Origin of the sequence: Streptomyces sp. NPDC001222 (genome assembly GCF_042896945.1) — a bacterium.
GTDB lineage: Bacteria > Actinomycetota > Actinomycetes > Streptomycetales > Streptomycetaceae > Streptomyces > Streptomyces gibsoniae.
The window spans coordinates 1-25,990 of the sequence record NZ_JBIAXT010000039.1 but is presented as its reverse complement, the minus strand read 5'-3'; the positions used below and the strand labels follow the sequence as shown (position 1 = coordinate 25,990).

Sequence of the window (25,990 nt, the reverse complement as noted above, 5' to 3'; positions counted from 1 at the left end):
ACCGGGCCCCGGCCGCGTAAGCTGGGCCCCGGTCCTGTACATACGTACCTCACCCCGCTCAGCCGAGGAGCACCCCGTGGAGATCTTCTTCGAAACCCTGCTGGTCCTGGTCTGCGTCGGCGTGCTCGCCTTCGCCGGGCTGGCTGTGAAGAAGCTGTACCAGGGCCAGCGCTGAGCCCCACACCCCCGCCGGACACGACGAAAAGCTGCTCATGATCGAGATCCCGTCCGACCTCCACAAGCACCTTGTCCCGCTCGCCTTCCTGCTCGGCAACTGGGCCGGCGCGGGCGTGCACGACTTCCCCGGTTCCGAGAAGTGCAACTTCGGGCAGGAGGTCTCCTTCACCCACGACGGCCGGGACTTCCTGGAGTACCACTCCCACAGCTGGGTGCTGGACGGCGAGGGGAACAAGGTCAGGCCGCTGGAGTCCGAGTCGGGCTACTGGCGGATCGACAAGGACCGCAAGGTCGAGGTCACGATGGCCCGCGACGACGGGGTCGTCGAGGTCTGGTACGGCGAGATGGCCGAGAAGAAGCCGCAGGTCCACCTCGCCACGGACGCCGTCGCCCGGACGGCGGCCTCGGGTCCCTACACCGGCGGCAAGCGGCTGTACGGGTACGTCAACAGCGACCTGATGTGGGTCGGCGAGAAGCAGACCCCCGAGGTCCCGCTGCGCCCCTACATGTCGGCCCATCTGAAGAAGGTCGTCACCCCGGAGGACGTCGAGCGCTGGGCCAAGGCCCTCCCGGACGACCTCCCGGACGACGGAATCGCCTTCTTCAAGTAGGCCGGGCCGCCCGTCGGGCGCTTGCCGGCGCCCCGACGGGCGCCTCCCTCTCGCTCGGCGGCCCGGGACCCGGGACCCGGTCGGTCCTACACTGGGTGCTGTGGTGAGCACCGACTGGAAGAGCGATCTGCGGCAGCGCGGCTACCGGCTGACCCCGCAGCGGCAACTCGTGCTCGAAGCCGTGGACACCCTGGAGCATGCGACCCCCGACGACATCCTCGTGGAAGTGAGGAAGACGGCGTCGGGGGTCAACATTTCCACGGTGTACCGCACCCTGGAGCTGCTGGAGGAGCTGGGGCTGGTCAGCCACGCCCATCTGGGGCACGGCGCGCCGACGTACCACCTCGCGGACCGGCACCACCACATCCACCTGGTCTGCCGCGACTGCACGAACGTGATCGAAGCCGATCTCGACATCGCCGCCGAGTTCATCGCGAAGCTGCGCGAGACGTTCGGTTTCGACACGGACATGAAGCACTTTGCGATCTTCGGCCGATGCGAGGACTGCTCGGTGAAGAGTTCAAATACCGCGTCGTAGGCTTGGATCCATGAAGAGCCCCCTGCTGTCCCTGCCCGGCGCGGTCCCTGCCGAGGGCGTGGACGAAGGCGTCGCCGCCCACTACGGCGACCTGTTCCGTGAGCAGCGCGCCCTGGCCGACGGCTCCGGATTCGTGGATCTCTCGCACCGCGGTGTCCTCACCGTCAGCGGCGAGGACCGGCTGAGCTGGCTGCATCTGCTGCTCACCCAGCACGTCAGCGAACTGCCTCCGCACCAGGCCACCGAGGCTCTCGTCCTCTCCGCGCACGGCCATATCGAGCATGCGCTGTACCTGGTCGACGACGGCGAGACGGTCTGGGCCCATGTGGAGCCCGGCACCCAGGACGCGCTGATCGCGTACCTGGAGTCGATGAAGTTCTTCTACCGCGTCGAAGTCGCCGACCGTACTGACGACTTCGCCGTCGTGCATCTGCCCGCCGGCTCGATCGCCGAGGTCCCCGAGGGCGTCCTGGTCCGCGAGACGCCGTACGGCCGCGATCTCTTCCTGCCGCGCGGGGACCTGGAGTCCTACGCCGGGAAGAGCGGCCCCGCGGCCGGCCTGCTGGCGTACGAGGCGCTGCGGGTCGAGCAGCACCGGCCCCGCCTCGGCTTCGAGACCGACCACCGCACCATTCCGCACGAACTGGGCTGGATCGGTTCGGCCGTGCATCTCCAGAAGGGCTGCTACCGCGGTCAGGAGACGGTCGCGCGCGTCCAGAACCTGGGCAAGCCGCCGCGCCGACTGGTCTTTCTGCACCTGGACGGCAGCGAGGTGCATCTGCCGCCGCACGGCACCGAGCTGCGGCTCGCGGACGACGGCCCGGAGGGCCGCAAGATCGGGTTCGTGACGACGTCGGTACGCCACCACGAACTGGGTCCCGTCGCCCTCGCCCTGGTCAAGCGGAACATCCCGGTGGACGCCCCCCTGATGGCGGACTCGACGGCGGCGGCGCAGGAAGTCGTCGTGGAGCCGTAGGGCCCAGAGCTTCCGGAAGCCCGCAGGGCTCACATCTCCAGGAGCACGGTGAACGGGCCGTCGTTCGTCAGCGACACGCGCATCTGCGCACCGAACCGGCCCGTCGCCACCGTCGCGCCCAGCGCACGCAGCTGGGCGACCACCTCCTCGACGAGGGGCTCGGCGACATCGCCCGGGGCGGCCGCGTTCCAGGTGGGGCGGCGGCCCTTGCGGGCGTCGCCGTACAGCGTGAACTGGCTGATCACCAGCAGCGGCGCGTCGATGTCGGAGCAGGACCTCTCGTCGTGCAGCATGCGGATCGACCACAGCTTGCGGGCGAGTTGGGCCGCCTTCTCCTTGGTGTCCTCGTGCGTGACCCCGACGAGTACGCACAGCCCCTCGCCGTCGATCTCGCCGACCGTCTCGCCGTCCACGACGACACTCGCGCCGTCCACTCTCTGCACCACCGCACGCATGGGGTCCATGATGCCGTGCGGCCCGAACGCCCTGTACGGGGCACCCGGGACGGGCGTTCCGGTACCTGGGAGGGCGTTCCGGTACCTGGGAGAAGGTTCCGGGACCGGTCGGTGAAAACCGGACCGGTGATTTCTTATGAGGGCATTCTTATTGCCCCTTAACACCTCCATCCGGGGCAGATCGGTGGCACTCGGTCACGCGACGGTGGCATGGAGTGGCACGATGCGTGTGTCGCGGCCCATCCGTGGGGGGTGCCGCGCCGGTCGAGGGGACGGTAGAGGTACATGAGCACATCGAGTACCGGGCACCCGCCCGGGATTGTGGCGCCCGCCGTGTCGGGAGTTCTGGGGCAGCACCGGGCGCCCGTGCAGCGCACGGACAGCCCCCTGGCCACCGACCCGCCCGGGCCCGATCTGTCCGCACTGCGGCTGGGCGAGGTGCGCGCGCTGCGCCGGGACGCCCAGCGGGACGAGGCCGACCTCAGCTATGTACGACGGCTGCTCCAGGGCCGTATCGACATCCTGCGGGCGGAGCTGGCCCGGCGCGGCGGCCGGGCGGCCGAGGGCGTCATGGAGCGGCTCGCGGAGATCCTCCGGGACGCGCCCGCCCGCCAGCGCTCCTCCGCCCGCCATGTGACGCTCGGCACACCGCATGGAGAGGAGTACCGGCGGCTGGCGTCCCGGATGCTCGGCGAGGTCGAGCTGTCGGACCTCCAGGCGCGCACGGACGAGGAGTTGGGCGCGGGGATGATCCGGCTCGTGGGGTACGAGCGGCAGGTGTCCCGGCGACGGCAGCACCTGCAGCGCACGGCGGACGACTGCAGTGCGGAAATCGCGCGCAGGTACCGTGAAGGGGAAGCGCAAGTAGACGACCTGCTCATGTGACACGAGGGCCCTGGCGAACCCGGGGCCCCGAGTGTGCACGAGGGCGCTCGCCGGGCCGGAGACCCTCCGGCCGGGCGTCGCCGGGCGGGTCCCGTCCCGAAGGCCACCGCCCATGTCGACGTCCGCCCAGCCCACCGTCCCCGCCCAGCCCACCCCGTCCGCTCCGTCCCCTGTGCCCCCGGTGCTCGCCGAGGTGGTGCGCTCCGGGTTCGTCGAGGGGCGGCACCGCGGGAGCCTGGTACTGCTGGCCGCGGACGGTTCCGTGGAGTTCGCGCTCGGGGACGCGCACGCACCGGTCTTCCCCCGGTCGTCCAACAAGCCGATGCAGGCGGCCGGCGTGCTGCGCGCGGGCCTGGAGCTGACCGGGGAGCGGCTGGCGATCGCCGCCGCGAGCCACTCGGGCGAGGCGTTCCACCGGGAACTCGTACGGCAGATGCTGTCGGAGCACGACCTGACCGCCGAGCGGCTCCAGTGCCCGCCCGATCTGCCGCTGGACCCGACGGAGGCGGAGGCGTACCTCGCGTCGGGGGCCGTCCGGGACCCCATCACCATGAACTGCTCCGGCAAGCACACGGCGATGCTGGCGGCGTGCGCGCTGCGGGGCTGGCCGCTGGACTCCTACCTCGACCCCGCGCACCCGTTGCAGCAGCTGATCCACTCGGTGGTGGAGGAGGCGGCCGGGGAGCCGGTGGCGGCGGTCGGCACGGACGGCTGCGGGGCCCCGCTCATGGCGGTCAGCCTCGTCGGCCTGGCCCGCGCCTTCCGCTCCTTCGTCCTCGCGGCGCCGGGCACGGCGGAACGCCGGGTGGCGGACGCGATGCGAGCGCACCCGGAGTACGTGGCGGGCACCCGCAGGCCCGACACCTGGCTGATGCGCGAGATCCCCGGCGCCCTGTCGAAGATGGGCGCGGAGGCGGTCCAGGCCGTCGCCCTGCCCGACGGCCGGGCCCTCGCCTTCAAGGTGGACGACGGCGGCACCCGGACGCTGGGCCCGATCCTCGCCCGGGCCCTCACTCTGATGGGCGTCGAGGCCCCGGTGGTGTCCCGGATCGGCCGGGCGCCCCTGCTGGGCGGAGGCCGGGAGGTCGGCGCGATACGCGCGGCCTTCTAGGGGGTGATTCGCGCCGGATCGGCGCGCGGCGTCTGCGGGTGATCCGGCAACGCGGCGAGGTGCCGTGCCCGGGGGTACCTCCCAGCCGCCAGGCTGGGGGAGTCGCGCGCCCGGCCGTAATTGTCAGGCCCCCAAGGTCGTGTTTCGAAGTCCCGTCTGGCCCGGGACGCCTGGCACGGCACCTCGCCGCGTTGCCGGGGTCGTCCGCGTACGCCCAGTACGCGGACGACCCTCCGCCTTGCGATGCTCCCCCAGCTACCGCTGGGAGGTGCCCCCTGCACCGGACGCCGCGGGCCCCGCCCCGCCCTTCGGGCGGACGACGCTGCTTTCGAAACACGCCCAGGGCCCGTTGCCTGCCGGAGCGCCGGTGTCCTGCGGCGGAAATTCCTGGCCGCCGGCCGGCATTTCGCCGGCTTGCATATTCGGGCGACAGCCCTGCCGGCACCCCCTAGCGTGTCCGCATGAGCCGCCCCGGGGACATCGACGTACGCGCCATCACCGAGTCCGAGATCAAGGAGTGGAACCGGGCCCTCGCGACCGGTTTCCTCCGTCCTCCGGAGGTCTCGGACCACGACGTCGCGTATCTGGCCACGTATCTCGTCCCGTCCCGCACCCTCGGCGCCTTCGACCGCGGCGCCCCCCGCTCCCCGGGCGGGGGGACCCCCGTCGTGGCCACCTTCCGCTCCTTCCCGCAGGAGCTGACCGCGGTCGGCGGCACCCCGGTCCCGGCCGACGCGATCACCAACGTCTCCGTCACGGCGACCCACCGCCGCCGTGGTCTGCTGAGCCGCATGATGGCCCTCGACCTCGCGGCCGCGAAGGAGCGCGGTGACGTCGTCGCCACGCTCATCGCCGCCGAGTACCCGATCTACGGCCGCTTCGGCTTCGGGCCGGCCACCCACACCGCGCAGTGGGTGGTCGAGATCCCCCGCACCGGCCTCGACCGCCACCGCCCCGCCCCGGACGACGGCGGCCGCGTCGACCTCGTCGACGGCGCCGCGGTGCGGGAGCTGGGGCCCGCACTGCACGAGCGCCTGCGCAGCGGCCAGGCCGGTGCCATCGACCGCTCCGAGCGCTGGTGGCAGGTCAGCACGGGCGCGATCCGGATCGACGCCCGGCCCTGGACCGAGCCGTTCCACGCGGTGTACCGCGGGCCCTCCGGCGCCGTGGAGGGCCTGGTCACCTATGAGTGCGAGAACCACTGGGGCGACGACAAGAAGCCCGGCGGCGAGGTGACCGTCAAGAGCCTGATCGCCACGGACCCCGCCGCCGAGCGCGCCCTGTGGCACTACCTCTGCTCGATCGACTGGACCACGACGGTACGGTCGGGTCACCGCGCCCCCGACGACCTGCTGCCGCATCTCCTGCCCGACCCCCGCGCCGCCCGACTCGTCACGTACTCGGACTGGCTGTGGGTGCGGATCCTGGACGTCGTACGGGCCCTGGAGGCGCGGACGTACGCCACCGCCGGCACGCTCGTCCTGGAGGTCGTGGACAAGGCGGGACTGGTCGGCGGCCGCTACCGGCTGGAGGCCGGGCCGGACGGCGCGCGGTGCACCCCGACCGACCAGGAGCCCCAGCTGACCCTGCCCGCCGCCGAGTTGGCGACCCTGTGGCTGGGGGACGAGTCCGCCGTACGGCTCGCGGCGCTCGGGCGGCTGCGGGAACAGCAAAAGGGCGCCGCCTCCGTGGCCGACGCCCTGCTGCGTACGTCCAGGCGGCCGTGGTGCCCGGACATCTTCTGAGCCCTTCGGGGCTCGCTCGCGGGTGGTGCTCCTTCCGTGCAGGTGGTGGCTGCCGTGCCGTGCATCCGTAGCTGTTCGGTTGTGGGTGCCTTACGGCTGTTCGGTTGTGGTGGTGAGGTGGTGCGGGCCGACCGAGCTCCCGGCTCCCCTCCGGAAGGGAGTCCGGACGGCCAGACTGCCGGAACCTGAACCTCCGGTCAGCCGGGCTGGGCGAGCGACGTCTTGAGCCAGGTGACCAACCTGTCAAAAAGGTGGCCACGTCGTTCAAGAACGCTCAAACTCGCCCAACTTTCATCAAAGTTGGCGACCAACTTCAACTGAGTTATCTCCACTTGGAGTCGTCTCATAACCACCTCCCGGTGAACTGCCCAAAGATGGCGCGAAGTTGTACCGTTTTGCCGTGGAGGCGGAACACACTGCCGCCCTTGGGCGGACGGGGTCACAACGGCCACAGAGGTCCCACCACGACGTGGCCGACGAGTTGCGCAGCAGGATCAGATCCGGGGTGCTGCGGCCGGGGCAGCGCATGCCCACCCAGGCCAAGATGGCGGCGGAGTTCGGCGTGGAGCGGGGTGCCGTACGCCGGGCGCTGCGCATCCTGCACTCGGAGCATCTGCTCACCGATGTCTCCAAGGGGAGCCCGGCGACCGTGGCGCGGCACGCGGGCGGCGCGCAGGCCGGGCCCGGGGCCCTGCCCCAGCCCACGACGGTGGCGCTCGGTCCGCGTACATCCGCGGCGTTCGCCGCACCGCACGTGGTGATCGACGCCCTGTGCCTGACCGCGGTCTCGCTCACGCTGGCGCTGAGCGAGCCGTTGCGCGAGATTCACGCGGGACGCATAGAACCGGCCAGGGTCGATGTGCGCGTACTGCTGCCGAGCGGCCGGATCGATCTGGCGTTCCCCACCACGGTGGAGGGCCCGGACGACGACCGGCTGCACCGTCGCTGGCTGGCGCAGCGCAACGCGCAGGGCCATGTGCTGCGGCACAATCTGCTGGCGCTGCGCAGCTCGCACGGCATCGACGTGCATGTCTCCTTCCGGGCGCTGCCCTTCACCCCGCCCGTGAAGCTCTATCTCCTCAACGGGTCGGAGGCGCTGTTCGCCTACTACACGCTGACGCGCCGCGGCGAGGAGATCGACCAGGAGCACCTGGACGTGTATGACGCCGAGGGCACCCGGTCGCTGCTGTTCTGCTTCGCCCAGGGGGCGTCCCTGCGGGACACCACGTTCGTGGAGCAGTCGCAGCTGTGGTTCGACGCCCTCTGGGAAACGATCAGCACCGACCTGACACTTTCCTAGTGACCTCTGATACGACGCGGACCATGCCGGTGACAGAAGAGACCGAGAGACTGCGTGAACTGGTCGAGGGCGCACGCTTCGTGCTGTTCGACTTCGACGGGCCGATCTGCCGCCTGTTCGCACTCCACCCGGCGGCCGAGGTCGCACGGGCGATGGAGCGGTGGCTGCACGAGCAGGGACTGAGCCTGCCGCAGGACGGGGAGGAGTCCGCGCAGTCCGACCCCCAGGTGGTGCTGCGCACGGTCCACCGGCGGCACCCGGGCAGCGATCTCGTGGCCGAGCTGGAGGAGGTGCTCACCCAGCACGAGCTGCGGGCCGTCCCCAGCGCCATGCCCACCCCGTACGCCGATCCGCTCATCCGCACCTGGACCGCGCGCGGCACCCGGCTCGCGATCACCACCGACAACGCGGCGCGCACGGCCTCGGCGTATCTGGCCAGCCGGGGCCTCGCCGGCTGCTTCGCCCCGCACATCTACGGCCGTACACACGAACTCCACCGGATGAAGCCGGACCCGTACCCCCTGAACCGGGCCCTGCGGGCGATGGGGGCGGCCTCCGGGAGCACCGTGATGATCGGTGACGCCCCGGCCGACCTGTATGCGGCCCGGCAGGCCGGGGTGCCGTTCCTCGGCTACGCGCGCAACGACGGGAAGGAGGCCCGCCTGCGCGAGGAGGGCGCCGAGGTGGTCGTGCGGTCGCTGGAGCCGGTGCTGTGGATTCTGCGGAGGTGAGCCCTTGCCAACTCCGTCCATGTGCTTGCCAACCATCGAACAGTTATCGCCAGTTGGTCGTGACCGATAAGCAGGTATTAAACAACTCCCCGCAGATGGGCGTGGGTTGTAACGTTTGGTCGTGACCCAGGAGAACGTCGCAGTGAACGGCAGCAGAAGGTCCTCGCCCCAGGAGATCGCCGACGCGCTGCGGGCCCGTATCCGCGCCGGCGATCTGAAGGCCGGCGACCGGCTGCCCACCCAGGCCGAACTGGCCGAGGAGTTCGGGGTGGAACGGGGCACGGTCCGCCAGGCCCTGCGCGCCCTCCACGAGGACGGTCTGCTCAGCAACGTCACCAAGGGCAGCCCGCCCCGGGTCGCCGAACCCGCGCCGGTCAGGGACGAGCCGCAGCCGACGATGGTCGGACTGGCGCCGCGGCTCACGGAGGCGTTCGCGGTCCCGCACGTCCGTGTCGACGCGGCCTGCCTGACCGCCGAGACGCTGATGCTGGCCCTCGGCGAACCGGTCCGGCAGATCCACGAGGGCCGTATCCGCCCTCAGTCGATCGATGTGCGGATCCTCCTGCCCTCCCGGGACATCAACCTCGCGTTCCCGATCTCCGTCAGCAGCCCCGGTGACGAGGACCCGGTCCACCGGCGGTGGCTCGAACAGCGCAACGCCCAGGGGCACGTCCTGCGCCACAACCTCCAGGCCCTGCGCGCGTCGCACAACATCGACGTCCGGGTGACCTTCCGCGCGCTGCCCTTCACCCCGCCGGTGAAGCTCTATCTCCTCAACGGGGCGGAGGCCCTGATCGCGTACTACATGCTCACCAAGCGGGAGGAGGAGGTGGAGAGCCAGACCCTGGAGATGTACGACACCCTGGGCGCCAGGTCGCTCCTGTTCTCCTTCGAGCGCCGGACGGGCACCCGGGACGCCGTGTTCGTGGAGCAGTCGCAGAAGTGGTTCGACGCCCTCTGGGAAACGATCACCACGGACCTGACACTCTCCTAGTGACCTTTGATACGACACTGACGGATCAAAATGCGGAAGAGCACGAGCAGTTGCGGGATCTGATCGGTCCTGTGCGCTTCGTACTCTTCGATTTCGACGGTCCGATCTGCCGCCTGTTCGCGGGACACTCGGCCGAGGGCGTGGCGAAGGATCTCGTCGAGTGGCTGGAGCGGCAGGGGCTGCGGGACCTGCTGACGGAGGACGAACGCGCCCGTCCGGACCCCATGGCCGTCCTGCACGCGGTGAACCGCCGACGCCCGCGCAGCGATCTGGTGACCGAGCTGGAGGAGCGCCTCACCCAGCAGGAGCTCAAGGCGGTGGTCACCGCCTGGCCCACCGCCCACGCGGATCCGCTGATCCGGACCTGGGCCGCCCGCGGCGCGAAGCTCGCCGTCGCGACGAACAACTCGCCGCGGACCGCCCTCAGCTACCTCGACGACCGCGACCTGACCGGCTGTTTCGCCCCGCATGTCTATGGCCGCACCCGTGATCTGCACCGGCTGAAGCCGGACCCGCACTGCCTCAACCGCGCCCTCAGCGCGATGGGCGCCTCCCCGTCCACCGCCCTGATGATCGGTGACACCCCCTCCGACCTCCGGGCGGCCCGGCAGGCCGGGATACCGTTCCTCGGCTGCGCGGGCAGCGGTCCCCAGGAGAAGGCGCTGCGGGAGGCGGGAGCCGAGTGCGTGGTGGTCTCGCTGGAACCGGTGCTGCGGATCGTGGGCGAGCGGCCCGGCCCGGTGCGCTGACCCGCGCGGCGCGTGCCCCTTCCGAGTGCCGCGAGCGCCGGGTTCCGTGGGGAATGCCGAGTCCGTCACCTGCCACGGGCCCCGATGCCCTAGGGTGTGCCCACTTCGTTCGCGGCGCATGAACATCGAGAGTGCCGCACAGTCATGCAGGAGTCATTGTTGGGCGGTCCGCCAGTGCCTGACCACCGCGCTTTCCGGCGGCCGGCGGACGTCGCGTTCGGGAGGTTTCTGCGCTACGCCCGGGCGCTGGGGGCCTTCGAACGGGGCCACCACCACCTGCACTACCGGGTGAGGCCGCTGACCGAGCGGGACGCCGCCCTCGTGGCGGCGGAGGCCGGGGCGACGGTCACGGTGCGGCAGCGGATCCCGTCCGCGCTGCCCGCGGTCATCAGGACCTGGCAGGACGAGTCGGAGATCCTCGACGCGATCGGGGCCGTACTGCCGCACGTTCCACGGTGTCTGGCCAAGCACCGGGACACCGTGGTCCTCAGCCACGTCGAGGGCGTCCCCCTGTCGAGCATCCGCCCCGACGGCACCCCGCTGGACCCCGGCCACATCACCGCCCTGGCCGGTCTGCTCGCGGACATGACCCAGGTACGGCGACGGCATCTGCCGCCGCTGCCCGCGTCCTGGCCGCGGGCCGGCCGGGACGGCAGGGCCTTTCTGCGCGCCCTCGCCCTCGCGGCGGAGGAGCAGATCAGAGTGCGCAACTGGGCCAGGTTCGGCGGTCTGTTCGTGATGCTGGGCATCCCCGAGGACGCCATGGTCCGCTTCGCGGAACGGGTGCCCGCGCTCATCAGCCGCCCCTTCAGCCTCCTGCACACCGATCTGCACCGGGACAACGTCATCGTGTCCTCCCACGGTGATCCGCCGCTGATCTGCGTCGACTGGGAGCTCGCGACCTACGGCGACCCCCTGCACGACCTCGCCACCCATCTGGTGCGCATGCGGTACCCGAGCCACCAGTGGGAGGAGGCCGTCGAGGCATGGCGCACCGTCATGGGGGAGCGGCGCAGCGGCGCCGTCCACGGTCTCGACCGGGACCTGGGGCACTATCTGGCCTTCGAGCGCGCCCAGTCCGTCTATCCGGACGTGATGCGCGCCGCCGAGTCGCTCGGCGACTGCTACGACCAGCGGGACCTGGACGCCGCCACCCAGGCGGTGCACCGGGCGCTGCTGGCGGCGCAGGAGCCGCTGCGTCTGAGGCACGTACCGGACGAGCGGGCGATCGAGCGCATCCTCTTCAGATGGAACGAGTCCCACGGGGTCCGGCCCGGCCGGGAGCGCACCATGCCCCAGATCGTCTGGGACCACGACCGGCGGGTTCCCGTCCGCCCCGACTTCCCGCCCTGGGCCGTCAGCCAGGCGCTGTTCGAGGAAGGGGCCGCGCCGGCGGACCGCGTGTTCAAGGGCACGGCCCACCTCAACACGGCGGTACGGGTGGCGGGCGTCGCCTTCCCGGTGATGGTGCGCCGGAGGGCGGGGTCGTCGAACCCGCTCGAACGGCGCTTCCTCAACGAGCACGTGGTGCTGGGCGCGATCGAACAGACCGGGGTCCGGGTGCACGCGCCGCGGGTCCTGGCGCTGGGCACCAGCGGGCTGCGCGAGCAGTTCACCATCCACACCTACGAGGGGCCGGCCGACGGCATCCGGCCGCCCGCCCACCCCGAGTACGGACTGCTGCCGCACGAGGCGGACGACCTCGTCGATCAGCTCGTCGAACTGACGCACGTCCCCTGCGACCGGGTCGCCCCCGTCTTGGGAGACGTGGACTTCTACTCCTGGCTGCGGGCCGAGCTGGTCCGCATGGTCGGCGAACTGCCCAAGGACACCAGTTACCTGGCCCGGGAACTGGGACTCCCGGACCGTGTCCGGCTGGACGAGATCCTCACCCGCCACATCCTCGCCCCGCGCCGGTCGGTGCTACTGCACGGCGACCTCAACCCCTGGAACCTCGTACGCCGTGCGGACGGCGGCCTCACCCTCATCGACTGGGAGATGGCCATGATCGGGGACCCGCTGTACGACCTGGTCCGCCATATGCATCTGACGCCCACCCGCCCGGACATCCGCCGACGGCTGCTGGACCGCTGGTCGCAACGTCTGCCGGACGACTGCACCAAGGGCTGGCGGGAGGACTGGCGGGTGTACCGGTGGATCGAGATCATCCGCTCCGCGTATGTGGACCTCGACCGGCTGGTGACGGGCGACAGCCTGGAGGCCCCGAACGTACGCCGGGCGGTGGACGCCTACGCGATGACGCTGGTGGAGGCCACGGCCGCACTGGGCCTGCCGGACCGATCCACGGTCAGCCCGTACCTGGTTCGCACCCTGCCACGCGGCGGTCACCGGGCCGGGGCGGTCACTGTGGACACCTGACGGGTCCCGTCGGCCGGGCGGCGGTCGGACTGTACCTGGTTCGCACCCTGCCACGCGGCGGTCACCGGGCCGGGGCGGTCACGGTGGACACCTGACGGGTCCCGTCGGCCGGGCGGCGGTCGGACCGACCGGGCACATGATGCCCTCGCCTGTCGACCGCGCGGTGCACGTCGCCCCCGGCCTGCGCCGAGTCGCCACGCGGCAGCCGCCGTTCGCGGCGCGGCGCACTTTTGCAAGCGGTGTGCTTGCAATTGTTAGCGCGAGTGGGGCACAGTGGAGGCATGGCATCGCTCAACGTCGGCAACCTCGGTGAGTATCTGCGCGAACAGCGGCGCAATGCGCAGCTGTCGCTCAGGCAGCTCGCCGAAGCCGCCGGGGTGTCCAATCCGTATCTGAGCCAGATCGAGCGCGGGCTGCGCAAGCCGAGCGCGGAGGTGCTGCAGCAGGTCGCCAAGGCGCTGCGGATCTCCGCCGAGACGCTGTACGTGCGGGCCGGCATTCTCGACGCCGAGCGGGACCGGGGGGAGTGCCGGCCGGAAGGCGCGACGCGCGCCGTCATCCTCGCCGATCCCGCGCTCACCGAGCGGCAGAAGCAGGTGCTGCTCCAGATCTACGAGTCCTTCCGCAAGGAGAACGGAGTCGAGATCGCCCAGTCGGGCACGGCGGACGAGGACAGCCGGGCGGCCCCGAAGGCTTTGGAGACGGACGACGTCCAGGACGCCGACACCCCCGGCCCCCGCACGGCCGACGACAGCGATGCCGGTCCGCGGCGCACCAGCCGTCGACCGGGCCGGCCGGCATGACCGGGACGACCCGGACGCGACCGGCGGACCACCCAAAACCCTCAGTCGAAAGCCGAACCGGGAGGACCGTTCCCATGGCCATCACCGACGACCTGCGCAAGACCCTCAGCGACCCGACCCCGCTCTACTTCGCCGCCGGCACCGCCGACCTGGCCATCCAGCAGGCCAGGAAGGTCCCCGGCCTGGTCGAGCAGCTGCGCACCGAGGCCCCGGCCCGTATCGATGCGGTGCGCAACACCGACCCGAAGGCGGTCCAGGAGCGGGCCGCGGCCCGCGCCAAGGAGGCCGGTGCCCGGGTGAAGGTGACGCAGGAGACAATCCAGGCGCGGGTCGGCGAGTTCCTGAACTCGCTCGACTCGGACCTCAAGAAGTTCGGGACCACTCTCGACGCCGACCTGAAGAAGCTCGGCGAGACCGCCCAGGACATCGCCCTGCGCGGCGTCGGCGTCGCCGCCGAGTACGCGGTCCGGGCCCGTGAGACCTACGAGAAGGTCGCCGAGCACGGCGAGCAGGCCGTGAAGACCTGGCGCGGCGAGGCCGCCGACGAGATCGAGGACCTCGCGGTCGCCGTCGAGGGCAGGCCGGAGCCCGTCGAGGTCAAGGACGAGCAGAAGCCGGCCGAGGCCAAGGCCGAGCCCGCTGACGACAAGAAGAACGCGCCGAAGAAGTCGGCGCCGGTCCGCAAGCCGGTGGCGAAGAAGACCACCCCGCCGGCCAAGTAGGCCGAGCAAGCACCGTATGACCGGTCGCGCGCTACGTCGCGAGACCGAGGGCGGGCCGGGCACTTCGTGGGTGCCCGGCCCGTTCTACGGATACACGGCGGCCGCGGGCGGGTACGGTGGCCGTACAGAGGACTCGACCCGGGCGGTGGGCATTGTGCTGATGACGGCATTCGGCGGCTTCTTGTCGCTGCTCTATCTCGCCATGCTGGTGCTCGCCGTGGTGGCACTGGCGATGGCCGCGTTGTACCGCGACGACGCCTATCGCGCCGCCGACAAGCAGAACAAGGGCTTCTGGCTGATCATCCTCGGTATCGCGGTCGCCGTGAACCTGCTGGTGCCGATGCTCTTCCTCCAGCTCGCCGGCCTGGTCGCCACGATCGTGTTCTTCGTGGACGTCCGGCCCGCGCTCAGGCAGGTCTCGGGCGGTGGCTGGGGCCGTCGCCGCCGCGGAAGCAGCAGCGACGGACCCTACGGTCCGTACAACGGCGGGCGGTAGCCGACCCGCCCGGGGTCACGGCACGCGGTCGAGCAGGACGACCGCCACGTCGTCCGTCAGCTCTCCGCCGTTGAGGTCGCGGACCTCGCTGACCGTCGCCCGCAGCAGCGCCTCGCCGGCCAGGCCCTCGGCCAGCCGGCGACGGACCAGTTCCACCATGCCGTCCTGGCCGAGGCGCTCCCGGCCCTCGCCGACGCGCCCCTCGATGAGCCCGTCCGTGTAGAGCATCAGGCTCCAGGCGGAGCCCAGCTCGACCTGCGTCCGCGGCCAGCGGGCGCGCGGCAGCAGACCGAGCGCGGGGCCGTTGTTGACGTACGGCAGCAGCTCGGCCGTGGGCGTCCCGCCGAGGGCGCGGGAGAGGCCCGGGCGTGCGATCAGCGGGGCCGGGTGGCCGGCCAGGCACAGCCCGGCGCTGCGGCCGTCCGGCGCGATGTCCACCGTGCACAGCGTCGCGAAGATCTCCTCGTTCTGCCGCTCGTGCTCCAGGACCTGCTGAAGCGTGGACAGCAGCTCGTCGCCGCACAGACCGGCCAGCGTCAGCGCACGCCAGGCGATACGCAGCTCCACGCCGAGCGCGGCCTCGTCCGGGCCGTGCCCGCAGACGTCGCCGATCATCGCGTGCACCGTGCCGTCCGGCGTACGCACCGTGTCGTAGAAGTCACCGCCGAGCAGCGCGCGCGAGCGGCCGGGGCGGTAGCGGGCCGCGAAGCGCAGCGAGGAGCCGTCCAGCAGCGGGGTGGGCAGCAGACCGCGCTCCAGACGCGCGTTCTCCTGCGCCCGCAGCCTGGACTCCGTCAGCCGTCGCTCGGCCGTGTCGGACCGCTTGCGTTCCACCGCGTAGCGGATCGCGCGGCTCAGCAGACGTCCGTCGAGCTCGTCGCGGAACAGATAGTCCTGGGCGCCGACGCGCACGGCCTCGGTGCCGCGCTCGGCGTCACCGGACGCGGTCAGCGCCAGTACGGCGTGGCGGGGCGCGAGCCGGAGGACGTGCCGCAGCACGGCCAGCTCGTCGTCCTCCCGGTCGGCCCGGCCGGGAGCGGGCAGCGCGAGGTCCAGCAGGATGCAGTGGACGTCGTCGGTGAGCAGCCGCTCGGCCTCGGTGAGGTTGCGGGCGGTGCGCAGCCGGATGGGGCGGCCCGCCGAGTCGAGCAGCTCGGGCACGATCGGCGCGCCGGCCGGATCGTCCTCGATCACCAGCAGGGTGAGCGTGTCGGCCGGAGCCTTGGTACGGGTGGGCGGCCCCGGTGCGGCCTGGGTCCCCGGCGGGGACGCGGCTTGAGCCTGACCACTCTCCACGGCCGGGATCGCTCTCTGCCGCGGTACGGGTACGGGCATCGTCTTGGGTTCCTTCCCTCCCCCCGAGGGCACGGGCGGGGCGAGGGACCTCGACCCACCGACGGGGACCTTAGCGGTAGCCGAGGCCGCAGCGGAATGCCCGACGGCGTGGTGCCGGGCATCGGGCCGCCGTCATATGCCGCATCCCCTACCGCAGTTGGACAGGGGTGACAGCGCCGGGGATGACGAAAGTCACGTCGGGTGCGGGAGCGGGCCGAGCGGCGGCGTGCGCCGTGTCACGTGGGGCGCGTCACGCCGGACCGGCCGCCCTCACTTCGCGTCCGGGCGCACGACTCCGAGGATCGGCATCGTGCCCGCGCCCGCGATCGTCACCGTGCGTCCGGGGCGCGGTGCGTGGATGATCGCGCCGTTGCCGACGTACATCGCCACATGGCTGGCGTCATGGAAGTAGATGATCAGGTCGCCGGGGCGCATGTCCTTGATGTCGACGTGCCTGAGCTGCTTCCACTGTTCCTGCGAGGTGCGCGGGATGGCGGTGCCCGCCGCCGCCCAGGCCTGGGACGTCAGCCCCGAGCAGTCGTACGACCTCGGACCCTCGGCACCCCATACGTACGGCTTGCCGATCTGGTCGCTCGCGAACTGCACGGCCTTGCGCCCCTCCGCGGAGGCCTCGGTGCTGATGTCCTTGAGTATCCCGGTGTCGAGCCAGGCGGTCTGTGCCTGGTTCGCGGCCTGCTCCTCCAGCTTCCGCAGCCGCTCCTGCTCCTGCTTCTTCAGCTCGGACTGGAGTTTCTCGGCGGCGGTGATCTCCTTCTCGATCTTCTTCTTGGCCTCGGCCCTGGCCTTGCGGTGGGCCTCGAGCTGCTTCCACTGGTCGGCGGCGTCGCGCGCGTACTGCTTCAAGTCCTCCTGGGTGCGCGTCATCTCCGCGAGCAGTCCCTCGGTCGCGTGCTCGCCCTGACGGATCGTGCCCGCGTCGTCGAGGAACTTCTGCGGGTCGTGGCTCAGCCAGAGCCTGACCTCGGGCGGCAGCCCGCCGCCGCGGTACTGGGCGCGGGCCGCGGCACCCGCGCGGTCCTTCAACTGGTCCAGCCGCTCCTGGCCCCTGACGATCTCTCGGGCCAGATCGACGATCCGCGCCGACTGCCGCTTGGTCTGCTCCTCGGCCGCGTTGTACGCGTCCGTGGCGACCGCGGCGTCGTGGTACAGCGTGTCCAGCTTTCCGCGGACCGCTTCGAGATCCTTGTCGGTCGGGGTCGACCCGCCGGTTGTCGGAGCCGACCCGCCGGGCGGAGTGGGTGTCGGGGCCGGGCCCGGGTTCGCATACGCGGCGCCCGGTGCGCCCAGCACGGTGACCGCGCAGACCAGAGCGATGGCCGCCATGGTCAGGGTCCGCTTCCCGGATCCCATACTTCGCCCCCAAATCTGGTTTACCGTCAGTAACTTGCGGCGTCTGGGGGATCGTGCCATGTCGGCGGGCAAAGCGACAGAGGCGGGACTTATCCGCACAAAAAACTCCCTCGCCTGCCGCACTTGGTACGACGATCTCCCTACCCCGTGGCCGCTCTCCTACGGCCGTGTTTCCTGCCGCCCGCGTACGGCGGTCCCCGCCCCTCCGTCACCCACGCACGGTGATCTCCCTGCCCCCTCGGCCACCCTCGTACGGCGAATCCGCCGCGTATGTGACGAAGCACGCCGGAAGATCGTTCCCCGCAGGTCAGGAGGGGTCAGGAGATGCAGGAGGGATTCACGCGCGAGGCGCCAGGGCTTCCCAGGCGACCGTGACCTCGCCCTGGCGCCAGCGCGCCGGGCCGTCGGTCACCGGCCAGTCCGCCGTCAGCCGGCGGACCGTGCGTATCCAGCGCTGGCGCGCGCCGTAGGACGCGAAGGGTGCGGCGGCGGCCCAGGCATTGTCGAAGTCGCGCAGGAAGGCGTGCACGGGCTCGCCCGGGACATTGCGGTGGATCAGCGCTTTCGGCAGCCGCTCGGCCAGGTCGGACGGGCGGTCCAGGGAGCCGAGGCGGGTGGCGAAGGTGACCGTGCGCGGCCCCTCCGGGCCGAGGGCCACCCACACATGGCGGCGGCCGATCTCGTCGCAGGTGCCCTCGACGAGCAGCCCGCCGCGGGAGCCGGTCGCCGGGTCGGCGGGGGCCAGGCGGGCGCACAGCCGCTCCCAGACGGCGGCGACCTCGCCCTCCTCGTACTGCCGCAGGACGTTGGCGGCGCGGATGAGGCAGGGGCGGCCGGGCACCGGCACCTCGAAGCCGCCGTGCCGGAAGACCAGGCCCTCGCGGGCATACGGCCGCGCGGCCGCGACCCGGGCGGGCTCGATCTCCACCCCGACCACCTCGGTGCGGGGCGCGGCGGTGCGCAGGCGGTGCAGTAGTTCGACCGCGGTCCAGGGGGCGGCCCCGTACCCGAGGTCGACGGCCACCGGGTCCGCCGTACGGCGGAGCTCGGCGCCGTGGACAGCGGCGATCCAGCGGTCCATCCGGCGCAGCCGGTTCGGATTGGTGGTCCCGCGCGTCACCGTACCCACGGGGCGGGACGCGGCGCGGGTTGACATGCGTACGAGAGTAAGCGGCGGCGCGGGGAGGGCGGGCGGCCTGTGGACAACGTGGCGGGGGGCCTGTGGACAACGTGGCGGGGGGCCTGTGGACAACGTGGCGGGGGGCCTGTGGGCAACGGAACGGCCGGCACCCGTCCGATCCCGCGACCGCAGGGCCGGCGAGACCCCCCCGGCCCCATCCATATGGCTATCGAACGGTTGATCGGAGAGCGGTAATGATTCAGTAAAACCACCCGCAGGGGAAATGGAGCGCCCCGTGTCGGCGTTCGCACCGTTGGCAGGGTGTGCGGTCCCTCGCACACGGCATGCACGCAACAAGGAGGAACGCGACGTGAGCCAGTACGTCAGCAGGCTCGGGCGTCGCTCCCCGGCGGCTTCCTCCCGGCTGCGGCTGCCGCACCGCAGGCCCCGGCGTATCGCCATGCTCTCCGTGCACACCTCGCCGCTCCACCAGCCCGGCACGGGCGACGCCGGCGGTATGAACGTCTACATCGTGGAGCTGGCCCAGCGGCTGGCCGCGATCAACATCGAGGTCGAGATCTTCACCCGGGCCACCACGGCCGCCCTCCCGCCGACCGTCGAGCTGGCGCCCGGCGTCCTCGTCCGGCATGTCGACGCCGGCCCCTACGAGGGGCTCGCCAAGGAGGAGCTGCCCGCCCAGCTGTGCGCCTTCACCCACGGAGTGATGCAGGCCTGGGCCGGCCACCGCCCCGGCTACTACGACCTCGTGCACTCCCACTACTGGCTCTCCGGCCATGTCGGCTGGCTGGCCGCCCAGCGTTGGGGCGCCCCGCTGGTGCACGCCATGCACACCATGGCCAAGGTCAAGAACGCCTCCCTCGCCGAGGGTGACGCCCCCGAACCCGCCGCCCGTGTGATCGGCGAGACCCAGATCGTGTCCGCCGCCGACCGGCTCATCGCCAACACCGCCGAGGAGGCCGCCGAACTCGTCCGGCACTACGCGGCCGACCCCGGCAAGGTCGCCGTCGTCCACCCGGGTGTCAACCTGGAGCGCTTCCGGCCCGCCGACGGCCGTGCCGCCGCCCGTGCCCGGCTCGGACTTCCGCAGGACGCGCTGATCCCCGTCTTCGCGGGCCGCATCCAGCCCCTCAAGGCGCCCGACGTGCTGCTGCGCGCCGTCGCCGTCCTCCTCGACGACCGCCCCGAGCTGCGTTCCCGCATCGTCGTGCCGATCGTGGGCGGCCCCAGCGGCAGCGGTCTCGCCAAGCCGGAGGGGCTGCAGAAGCTCGCCGCCCGGCTCGGCATAGCGGACGTGGTGCGTTTCCGGCCGCCCGTCGGGCAGGAGCAGCTCGCCGACTGGTTCCGCGCCGCCTCCGTCCTGGTCATGCCGTCGTACAGCGAGTCCTTCGGGCTCGTCGCCATCGAGGCGCAGGCGGCCGGTACGCCGGTGCTGGCCGCCGCGGTCGGTGGTCTGCCCGTCGCCGTCCGGGACGGGGAGACCGGATTCCTGGTCCAGGGGCACGACCCCGCCGCGTACGCACGCGTACTGCGCGACTTCGCCGACAACCCGCAGCTGTGCGCCCGGATGGGCGAGGCCGCGGCCCGGCACGCCGGGTCGTTCGGCTGGGACACGGCGGCCTCGGCGACGGCCGGGGTGTACACCGAGGCCATGGGGGCCCACCGGCGCCGGGTGCGCGCGCACCACGGCTGACGCCCGTCGCGTACGCTGCCCGCATGGCTGAGGAACAGCAGGCGGCGCAGGTCATCGAAGGGGTCCTCAAGGACGCCGAACTGGAGTGGGAGAGCCCGCAGTCGGGCTCGTACGTCGTGAAGCTCCCCGGGACGCGCAAGCTGTCGACGACCGTCTCGCTGATCGTCGGCCGGCACTCCCTGTCTCTGAACGCCTTTGTGATCCGCCACCCCGACGAGAACGAGTCCGCGGTCCATCGCTGGCTGCTGGAGCGCAACCTCAAGCTCTACGGCGTGAGTTACGCCGTCGACCCGCTCGGCGACATCTATCTGACGGGCAGGCTGCCGCTCGCCGCGGTCACCCCCGAGGAGGTGGACCGGCTGCTCGGCTCGGTCCTGGAGGCGGCGGACGGCAGTTTCAACACCCTTCTGGAACTGGGGTTCGCCTCCGCGATCCGCAAGGAGTACGCCTGGCGGGTGGCGCGCGGGGAGTCGACGCGCAACCTGGACGCGTTCAGTCATCTGACTCGACGCTCCGAAGACTGACCATCTGGACCGTACCAATCAATCCTGCATTGACTCTTCCCCGGTCAACGGGCGTCGTGGCATGCTCACTGCCAACGCAAATCTGAACAGCGTTCACATCCATGGAAATTCACCTCTCTGGGCGTTCCTGAGATCCTTGGAAGGCGGTTCGGGCATGGGCATGGGGCACGCGGACATCACCAGACGGAGCCTGCTCGGCAGCGCCATCGCCGTGGCGGCCGTCGCCGTGACCGGAACGACGGCGACGGCCGCCGCACCCACTCCACCCGCCCCGCAGAAGGGCCAAGTCCCCGCGCTGTGGCGCGAGTTCGTCCGCACCCCCTTCACCCACCCGCAGATCCCCTACGTCGGCCGGGCCGGCTACCGCCGCGGGGCGGCGCGCTTCCCCCGTCGCCCCGTGGTCGCCGATGTGACCGCGTACGGAGCCGTGGCCGACGGCACGACGGACTGCGCACCCGCGATCAACCGTGCCATCGCCGCTGCCGGACGGGCCGGCGGTGGCACGGTCCTCATCCCGCCCGGCACCTTCCGCATCGACGACCTCATCCGCCTCGGCTACGACGACGTCGTCCTGCGGGGCGCGGGCAGCGGCCGTACGACGCTGTACGCGACCAGGAACCTCACCGAGCTGATCGGTGTCTACGGCTCCCGGTACGGCGGCGACAAGTCCTCCTGGTCCTGGGCCGGCGGCCTGATCTGGCTGGCGCCGACGGCCCGTTGGGACTCCCTGGTCGCGGCCGTCCGGGCGAAGGCGTGGCCCTTCGAGGGCTGGACCGGCAACAAGCGCGACGAGTGGGAGACGCTCACCACGGTGTCCCCGGCCCGGCAGGGCTCCTGGACGGTGACGGTCGCCGACGCCCGGCGGCTGAGGCCCGGTCAGCTCGTCCTGCTCCGCCTCGCGGACGACGCCGGGCACACCCTCCTGGAGCACATGTCCGGCGGCGGTCCGGGCCCGGAGGCGTACTACTGGGACGACAAGACCAAGCTGACGTCGTACGTCCCCTATGAGTGGCCCGTGCGCATCGCGCGCGTGGCGGGCCGGAAGGTCACGTTCGAGCGACCCCTGCCGCTCGACGTGCGCCCGGAGTGGGACCCGCGGCTGACGACGCACGTACGGGCGCTGACCGGCGCCGGCGTGGAGGGCCTGACCCTCCGGGTGGTCGAGACCCCGCAGTCCCCGCACCTGCTCGACAAGGGGTACAACGGGGTCGTGTTCCAGTGCACGTACGACTGCTGGGCGGACGACGTCGTCGTCACGAACGTGGACAACGGCTTCGGCCTGGTCGCCGCCTCCTCCTGCACCCTGCGCCGCACCCGCGTGGCGGGCCGGGGCTCGCACCACCCGTACTTCTGCCGCGAGGGCTCGCACGACAACCTGATCGAGGACTTCACCATCGAGCAGCGCACGGTCCCGGCCCCCGCGAACACCCAATTGCACGGCATCAACGTGGAGGGCCTGTCCTCGTACAACGTCTGGTCGCGCGGGGAGATGCAGATGGGCACGTTCGACTCGCACCGCGGGCTGCCGTTCGCCGACGTCCGTACGGACATCACGGTGAACAACAACGGCCGCCACGGCGGGGACGCCTCCGCCGGGCCGCTCTTCGGCGCCCGCTTCACGCACTGGAACGTCCGCGTCACCAACGGCCGCGCCGGTCTGATGAAGCTCGACGGACTGGCCCCCTGGTCGGCGACCGTCGGCCTGAACGAGGTCACGGAGTTCGACCAGATCGACGTGCCCGACTTCACGGGCGATCTGCACTCCCGGCTGGAGCTGTACGGCACGACGGACGTGGTCCGGCCGCGCAACCTCTACGAGGCGCAGCGGGAGCTGTAGGCCTCCTCACTCCGCGGCGGGCCGATGCGGTCGATCAGCAGGGCGAGCCGGCGGTCGTGCCGGTCACGGCGCAGCCGGCCGCCGCGCATCAGCGTGAGCGGTCCGTGCAGCCCGCTCCAGACGGTGTCGGTGAGCACGCCCGGGTCGTCGTCGGCGGTGGCGAGCGAGGTGACGACGAGGCGCAGCTCGTCGAAGGCGGCGCGCAGCGGGGCGGCGGTCTCGGGCCGCGCGAACGGCGGGTCCACGGAGAGCGCGCCGCCGCGTATGCCGCACGCCTTCGCCGCCGCCCCCGGGCAGGACGCCGACCTCCTGATCGTCCTCACTCCGGGCGTCGAACGCTTCGAGTGGCGTGGGAGCCAGAGCTCTGACGGGCTGCCCCCCCATGCGGGAGCGTCCCCTCAGGCCGCGCCGACCTCCGCGCCCGCCGTCTCCGGCTCCGCCTCCGTCGTCTTCCTGTCCGCCGTCGTCCCCTCCGCCGGAAGGCGGCGCATCAGCGCCCCGTACCCGGCCGCGGCGCCCGTGCCGACCACCGCGCACAGCGCCCACAGCCATGCGGCGCCGAGCCGGTCGATGACCACACCGGACATCAACGGGGCGATCAGACTGGCCACGGACCACGACAGGGTGTACATGCCCTGGTACCGACCGCGCCCGCGTACAGGGGAGAGCCGGACGACGAGACCCGTCTGCGTGGGCGCGTTGACGATCTCCGCGAGCGTCCACACGCACACCGTCAGCGCGAACGCGCCGATCGACCCCGCGAAGGCGGTCAGCCCGAAGCCGTAGCCCGCGAGCAGGGACGAGACCACCAGCAGCCGGCGCGGGTCACGGTGCTCGATGAACCGGGTGACCGGGATCTGGAGCGCGACGATCAGCACGCCGTTGACGGCGATCGCCAGGCCGTAGTCCGCGGGCGTGAACCCGGCCCGGCCCATCGCCACCGGCAGGCCCACGGACCCCTGCTGGAAGACCAGCGCGACCAGGAAGGACAGCCCGACCACGCTCATGAAACGGCCGTCGCGCAGCACGGTCCCGAGGCGCACGTCGTCACCGGCCTCCTCGGCGAGCGGCGCCGGCCTGGATTCGGGCAGCTTCACGAAGACGACGATCGCGCAGATCATCGTCATCCCCGCCTCGATCAGGAACCCGGCGAGATAGCTGAACTCGGCGATGAACCCGGCGGCCATGGAGGAGACGGCGAAGCCGAGGTTGATCGCCCAGTAGTTGAGGGAGAAGGCGCGGAGCCGGTCCTCGGGCCGGACGATGTCGGCCATCATCGCCTGCACGGCCGGACGGGAGGCGTTGGCGGCCATGCCGACGACGAAGGCCACGGCGGCGAGGGCGACCGGGTCGCGCATGAAGCCGAGCAGGGCGACGGACAGGGCCGTGGACGACTGGGCGATGAGCAGGGTCGGCCGCCGCCCCAGCCGGTCGGCCATCACCCCCGCGCCGAGGGAGGAGACGACGCCGCCGAGGCCGTGCAGCGAGGCCACGAGACCGGCGTACGAGGCGGAGTATCCGCGGTCCAGGGTGAGGTAGAGGGCCATGAAGGTGGCCACGAAGGCGCCGAGCCGGTTGACGAGTGTGCTGGTCCACAGCCACCAGAACTCCCGTGGAAGCCCGGACACGGTCTCCCGGGCGGCACGCCTCAGGGCGGCGAGTGACATGTGCGATCCCCCACGAACGTAAGTGGCTCCAGCGGTGGGCACAACTTACGAGGGTGGGGTTCGGGTCGGCCACTCAATTAACAGATGCCGTCAACTGTCGTACGGGAGGGGGACGGGCCGTCCGCCCTCCGGGCAGGCGGGCAGGGCGACGAATGTGTGGATTACGCTCTGAGGCATGGCCGACGCACCGTACAAGCTGATCCTCCTCCGCCACGGCGAGAGCGAGTGGAACGCGAAGAACCTGTTCACCGGCTGGGTGGACGTCAATCTGAACGAGAAGGGCGAGAAGGAGGCGGTCCGGGGCGGTGAGCTGCTCAAGGACGCCGGCCTGCTCCCCGACGTGGTCCACACGTCCCTCCAGAAGCGCGCGATCCGCACCGCGCAGCTCGCGCTGGAGGCGGCCGACCGCCACTGGATCCCGGTCCACCGCTCCTGGCGCCTGAACGAGCGCCACTACGGCGCCCTCCAGGGCAAGGACAAGGCCGCGACGCTGGCCGAGTTCGGCGAGGAGCAGTTCATGCTCTGGCGCCGCTCCTACGACACCCCGCCGCCGCCGCTGGCGGACGACTCGGAGTTCTCCCAGGCGAACGACGCGCGCTACGCGTCGATCCCGCCGGAGCTGCGCCCGAAGACGGAGTGCCTGAAGGACGTCGTCCTCCGCATGCTGCCGTACTGGTACGACGGCATCGTCCCGGACCTGCTGGCCGGTCGCACGGTCCTGGTCGCGGCCCACGGCAACAGCCTGCGGGCCCTGGTCAAGCACCTCGACGGCATCTCGGACGCCGACATCGCGGGCCTGAACATCCCGACGGGCATCCCGCTCGCCTACGAACTGGACGCCGACTTCAAGCCGATCACCCCCGGCGGCACATACCTCGACCCGGAGGCGGCCGCGGCGGCGATCGAGGCGGTCAAGAACCAGGGCAAGAAGAAGTAAGCGCCCACAGACAGGCCCCCTACCTGCGGTTTCTCCGCTGGCAGGGGGCTCTTCTCTTGCCCTGGGCCGTCTCTGGGCCGTCAGCCGGTTGATCGGGCCGTGCTCAGTGCTTGGTCAGAGCCGTGGACTCCTTCAGTCTCGCTGGTCAGGCAGACCGGTGATCAGTACACCGGCTGCTGAGTGCCCTCAAGGCAGCTTGAGCCTGCCCATTGAGACTCCGCCGATCTTCAGAACTGCAGGTGCCCCCAAACCCAGCCGTTGCCACCGGGGACGTTGCGTCCGGTGACCTGGCACCAGGATTCCGGCCTACAGCTTCCCACGAGCTCAACTCGTTGGCCGACGCGCAGGATGCCGATCACCCGTCCGGCACCGTCCGGCTCATTCTTGACGTTGTAAACGTCTACATCCTCACCGGCCACCGTTGCCATTCGCCCTGCAGGGTGCGGTGCTTGTCCGGGCGGATAGGGGGTCTGTCCCACGATGTTGCCTGCGGAGCGGTACCGGCACACCACAAACCATCCGTTGGGCTTGGGCGCACCCTGCTTTATCCCACAGCCGATCTCCTTGGTGGATGACCACACCATCTGCGTGTAGTGGCCCCATCTGTAAAAATTGGTCCTTTTCGCAGGATTGGGGTCGTTGACCGCATGGGCCGGATCGATCTTTTTGTTTGGATCGGCGTTGTAGTACTGCTTCTCGTTGGCCCACCAAGCCGCCGCATCGATGGTGTCCCGCCGAGTGGTGTAGCAGCGATCTCCGCATAGCCCCTGGTCATGGGGCGGCCATCGCGCAACTCTCCGAGTAGCGAAGCTCGTT

General features: G+C 71.3%; 24 protein-coding genes and 1 pseudogene. 19 read left to right on the top strand and 6 right to left on the bottom strand.

All coding sequences use genetic code 11. The features are described from left to right. Positions 1-212 precede the first annotated feature (212 nt). From ACFY2Z_RS35390 to ACFY2Z_RS35380, 3 genes are all read left to right on the top strand, one after another. Entirely contained in the window at positions 213-788 is a 576-nt protein-coding gene (locus ACFY2Z_RS35390; RefSeq protein ID WP_390748097.1) for an FABP family protein, read from the top strand. A 100-nt stretch (positions 789-888) separates the two neighbouring features. Next, entirely contained in the window at positions 889-1,326 is a 438-nt protein-coding gene (locus ACFY2Z_RS35385) for a Fur family transcriptional regulator (protein WP_390748096.1), read from the top strand. 10 nt (positions 1,327-1,336) lie between these two features. Then, the gene (locus ACFY2Z_RS35380) at positions 1,337-2,302 is read left to right on the top strand and encodes a YgfZ/GcvT domain-containing protein (protein WP_390748095.1); all 966 of its coding nucleotides are present in this window, start codon (positions 1,337-1,339) and stop codon (positions 2,300-2,302) included. 29 nt (positions 2,303-2,331) lie between these two features. On the opposite strand, the gene dtd is transcribed toward ACFY2Z_RS35380, so the two are convergent. Beyond that, entirely contained in the window at positions 2,332-2,757 is a 426-nt protein-coding gene (gene dtd, locus ACFY2Z_RS35375) for a D-aminoacyl-tRNA deacylase (protein WP_311694426.1), read from the bottom strand. A gap of 285 nt (positions 2,758-3,042) precedes the next feature. Between dtd and ACFY2Z_RS35370 the strand changes: the two genes are divergently transcribed. The 11 genes from ACFY2Z_RS35370 (at position 3,043) to ACFY2Z_RS35320 (ending at position 14,672) form a co-directional block, all read left to right on the top strand. Continuing rightward, positions 3,043-3,642: an AmfC protein gene (locus tag ACFY2Z_RS35370; RefSeq protein ID WP_390748094.1), complete on the top strand. Its 600-nt coding sequence runs from the start codon at positions 3,043-3,045 to the stop codon at positions 3,640-3,642. 112 nt (positions 3,643-3,754) lie between these two features. Then, entirely contained in the window at positions 3,755-4,753 is a 999-nt protein-coding gene (locus ACFY2Z_RS35365) for an asparaginase (RefSeq protein WP_390748093.1), read from the top strand. A gap of 461 nt (positions 4,754-5,214) precedes the next feature. Continuing rightward, a complete protein-coding gene (locus ACFY2Z_RS35360; RefSeq protein ID WP_390748092.1) occupies positions 5,215-6,498 on the top strand; it encodes a GNAT family N-acetyltransferase in 1,284 nt (427 codons plus the stop codon). A 385-nt stretch (positions 6,499-6,883) separates the two neighbouring features. After that, positions 6,884-7,798 carry a winged helix-turn-helix domain-containing protein gene (locus ACFY2Z_RS35355; protein ID WP_390748091.1) on the top strand — a complete coding sequence of 305 codons (915 nt, stop codon included), beginning with the start codon at positions 6,884-6,886 and terminating at the stop codon, positions 7,796-7,798. Further along, complete coding sequence (locus ACFY2Z_RS35350; protein WP_390748090.1) at positions 7,747-8,529, top strand: HAD family hydrolase; 783 nt, start codon at positions 7,747-7,749, stop codon at positions 8,527-8,529. Before ACFY2Z_RS35355 ends, ACFY2Z_RS35350 begins: the two co-directional genes overlap by 52 nt. 115 nt (positions 8,530-8,644) lie before the next feature. Continuing rightward, on the top strand, positions 8,645-9,523 hold the full coding sequence (locus ACFY2Z_RS35345) for a GntR family transcriptional regulator (RefSeq protein ID WP_390748089.1): 879 nt from the start codon (positions 8,645-8,647) through the stop codon (positions 9,521-9,523). Continuing rightward, complete coding sequence (locus tag ACFY2Z_RS35340) at positions 9,523-10,272, top strand: HAD family hydrolase (protein WP_390748088.1); 750 nt, start codon at positions 9,523-9,525, stop codon at positions 10,270-10,272. Before ACFY2Z_RS35345 ends, ACFY2Z_RS35340 begins: the two co-directional genes overlap by 1 nt. A gap of 144 nt (positions 10,273-10,416) precedes the next feature. Further along, complete coding sequence (locus ACFY2Z_RS35335; RefSeq protein WP_390748087.1) at positions 10,417-12,651, top strand: phosphotransferase family protein; 2,235 nt, start codon at positions 10,417-10,419, stop codon at positions 12,649-12,651. Positions 12,652-12,932: 281 nt separating this feature from the next. Next, positions 12,933-13,454, top strand: a complete 522-nt coding sequence (locus ACFY2Z_RS35330) for a helix-turn-helix domain-containing protein (RefSeq protein ID WP_390748086.1) — start codon at positions 12,933-12,935, stop codon at positions 13,452-13,454. Between the two features lie 74 nt (positions 13,455-13,528). After that, positions 13,529-14,176, top strand: a complete 648-nt coding sequence (locus tag ACFY2Z_RS35325; RefSeq protein WP_390748085.1) for a hypothetical protein — start codon at positions 13,529-13,531, stop codon at positions 14,174-14,176. 160 nt (positions 14,177-14,336) lie between these two features. After that, positions 14,337-14,672, top strand: coding sequence for a DUF2516 family protein (locus ACFY2Z_RS35320; protein ID WP_267971890.1), 336 nt, complete (start codon positions 14,337-14,339; stop codon positions 14,670-14,672). Positions 14,673-14,687: 15 nt separating this feature from the next. Here the strand turns inward: ACFY2Z_RS35320 and ACFY2Z_RS35315 are convergent, their stop codons facing one another. From ACFY2Z_RS35315 to ACFY2Z_RS35305, 3 genes are all read right to left on the bottom strand, one after another. Continuing rightward, positions 14,688-16,007 (bottom strand): PP2C family protein-serine/threonine phosphatase, encoded by a 1,320-nt coding sequence (locus ACFY2Z_RS35315; protein WP_390748084.1) that lies wholly within the window; start codon positions 16,005-16,007, stop codon positions 14,688-14,690. Positions 16,008-16,277: 270 nt separating this feature from the next. Then, positions 16,278-17,378: an NlpC/P60 family protein gene (locus ACFY2Z_RS35310; RefSeq protein ID WP_390748083.1), complete on the bottom strand. Its 1,101-nt coding sequence runs from the start codon at positions 17,376-17,378 to the stop codon at positions 16,278-16,280. Positions 17,379-17,715: 337 nt separating this feature from the next. Further along, a complete protein-coding gene (locus ACFY2Z_RS35305; protein WP_390748082.1) occupies positions 17,716-18,534 on the bottom strand; it encodes a class I SAM-dependent methyltransferase in 819 nt (272 codons plus the stop codon). A 334-nt stretch (positions 18,535-18,868) separates the two neighbouring features. Here ACFY2Z_RS35305 and mshA point away from each other — a divergent pair, with 334 nt between their 5' ends. From mshA to ACFY2Z_RS35285, 4 genes and pseudogenes are all read left to right on the top strand, one after another. Beyond that, entirely contained in the window at positions 18,869-20,209 is a 1,341-nt protein-coding gene (gene mshA / locus ACFY2Z_RS35300; RefSeq protein ID WP_390748081.1) for a D-inositol-3-phosphate glycosyltransferase, read from the top strand. 23 nt (positions 20,210-20,232) lie between these two features. Next, a complete protein-coding gene (locus ACFY2Z_RS35295; RefSeq protein WP_390748080.1) occupies positions 20,233-20,733 on the top strand; it encodes a YbjN domain-containing protein in 501 nt (166 codons plus the stop codon). A gap of 160 nt (positions 20,734-20,893) precedes the next feature. Next, positions 20,894-22,570, top strand: a complete 1,677-nt coding sequence (locus ACFY2Z_RS35290) for a glycosyl hydrolase family 28-related protein (RefSeq protein ID WP_390748136.1) — start codon at positions 20,894-20,896, stop codon at positions 22,568-22,570. Positions 22,571-22,825: 255 nt separating this feature from the next. Next, positions 22,826-22,918 (top strand): annotated as a pseudogene (locus tag ACFY2Z_RS35285) (cupin); the annotation flags it as partial. 50 nt (positions 22,919-22,968) lie between these two features. Here the strand turns inward: ACFY2Z_RS35285 and ACFY2Z_RS35280 are convergent. Then, entirely contained in the window at positions 22,969-24,237 is a 1,269-nt protein-coding gene (locus tag ACFY2Z_RS35280) for an MDR family MFS transporter (RefSeq protein WP_390748079.1), read from the bottom strand. A gap of 175 nt (positions 24,238-24,412) precedes the next feature. Here ACFY2Z_RS35280 and ACFY2Z_RS35275 point away from each other — a divergent pair, with 175 nt between their 5' ends. After that, positions 24,413-25,174: a phosphoglyceromutase gene (locus ACFY2Z_RS35275; RefSeq protein WP_390748078.1), complete on the top strand. Its 762-nt coding sequence runs from the start codon at positions 24,413-24,415 to the stop codon at positions 25,172-25,174. Positions 25,175-25,401: 227 nt separating this feature from the next. Here ACFY2Z_RS35275 and ACFY2Z_RS35270 read toward each other — a convergent pair. Continuing rightward, on the bottom strand, positions 25,402-25,990 hold a 589-nt coding region (locus ACFY2Z_RS35270), incomplete at its 5' end, for a CAP domain-containing protein (RefSeq protein WP_390748077.1).

What these genes read in the sequence shown, in the direction of transcription:
- ACFY2Z_RS35290 (WP_390748136.1), top strand. Translation starts at nt 20,894, where the DNA reads ATGGGGCACGCGGACATCACCAGACGGAGCCTGCTCGGCAGCGCCATC.
- ACFY2Z_RS35280 (WP_390748079.1), bottom strand. Translation starts at nt 24,237, where the DNA reads ATGTCACTCGCCGCCCTGAGGCGTGCCGCCCGGGAGACCGTGTCCGGG.
- ACFY2Z_RS35330 (WP_390748086.1), top strand. Translation starts at nt 12,933, where the DNA reads ATGGCATCGCTCAACGTCGGCAACCTCGGTGAGTATCTGCGCGAACAG.
- ACFY2Z_RS35335 (WP_390748087.1), top strand. Translation starts at nt 10,417, where the DNA reads ATGCAGGAGTCATTGTTGGGCGGTCCGCCAGTGCCTGACCACCGCGCT.
- ACFY2Z_RS35380 (WP_390748095.1), top strand. Translation starts at nt 1,337, where the DNA reads ATGAAGAGCCCCCTGCTGTCCCTGCCCGGCGCGGTCCCTGCCGAGGGC.
- ACFY2Z_RS35320 (WP_267971890.1), top strand. Translation starts at nt 14,337, where the DNA reads ATGACGGCATTCGGCGGCTTCTTGTCGCTGCTCTATCTCGCCATGCTG.
- ACFY2Z_RS35310 (WP_390748083.1), bottom strand. Translation starts at nt 17,378, where the DNA reads ATGGGATCCGGGAAGCGGACCCTGACCATGGCGGCCATCGCTCTGGTC.
- ACFY2Z_RS35275 (WP_390748078.1), top strand. Translation starts at nt 24,413, where the DNA reads ATGGCCGACGCACCGTACAAGCTGATCCTCCTCCGCCACGGCGAGAGC.
- dtd (WP_311694426.1), bottom strand. Translation starts at nt 2,757, where the DNA reads ATGCGTGCGGTGGTGCAGAGAGTGGACGGCGCGAGTGTCGTCGTGGAC.
- ACFY2Z_RS35365 (WP_390748093.1), top strand. Translation starts at nt 3,755, where the DNA reads ATGTCGACGTCCGCCCAGCCCACCGTCCCCGCCCAGCCCACCCCGTCC.
- ACFY2Z_RS35390 (WP_390748097.1), top strand. Translation starts at nt 213, where the DNA reads ATGATCGAGATCCCGTCCGACCTCCACAAGCACCTTGTCCCGCTCGCC.
- ACFY2Z_RS35295 (WP_390748080.1), top strand. Translation starts at nt 20,233, where the DNA reads ATGGCTGAGGAACAGCAGGCGGCGCAGGTCATCGAAGGGGTCCTCAAG.
- ACFY2Z_RS35315 (WP_390748084.1), bottom strand. Translation starts at nt 16,007, where the DNA reads ATGCCCGTACCCGTACCGCGGCAGAGAGCGATCCCGGCCGTGGAGAGT.
- ACFY2Z_RS35305 (WP_390748082.1), bottom strand. Translation starts at nt 18,534, where the DNA reads ATGTCAACCCGCGCCGCGTCCCGCCCCGTGGGTACGGTGACGCGCGGG.
- ACFY2Z_RS35360 (WP_390748092.1), top strand. Translation starts at nt 5,215, where the DNA reads ATGAGCCGCCCCGGGGACATCGACGTACGCGCCATCACCGAGTCCGAG.
- ACFY2Z_RS35370 (WP_390748094.1), top strand. Translation starts at nt 3,043, where the DNA reads ATGAGCACATCGAGTACCGGGCACCCGCCCGGGATTGTGGCGCCCGCC.
- ACFY2Z_RS35325 (WP_390748085.1), top strand. Translation starts at nt 13,529, where the DNA reads ATGGCCATCACCGACGACCTGCGCAAGACCCTCAGCGACCCGACCCCG.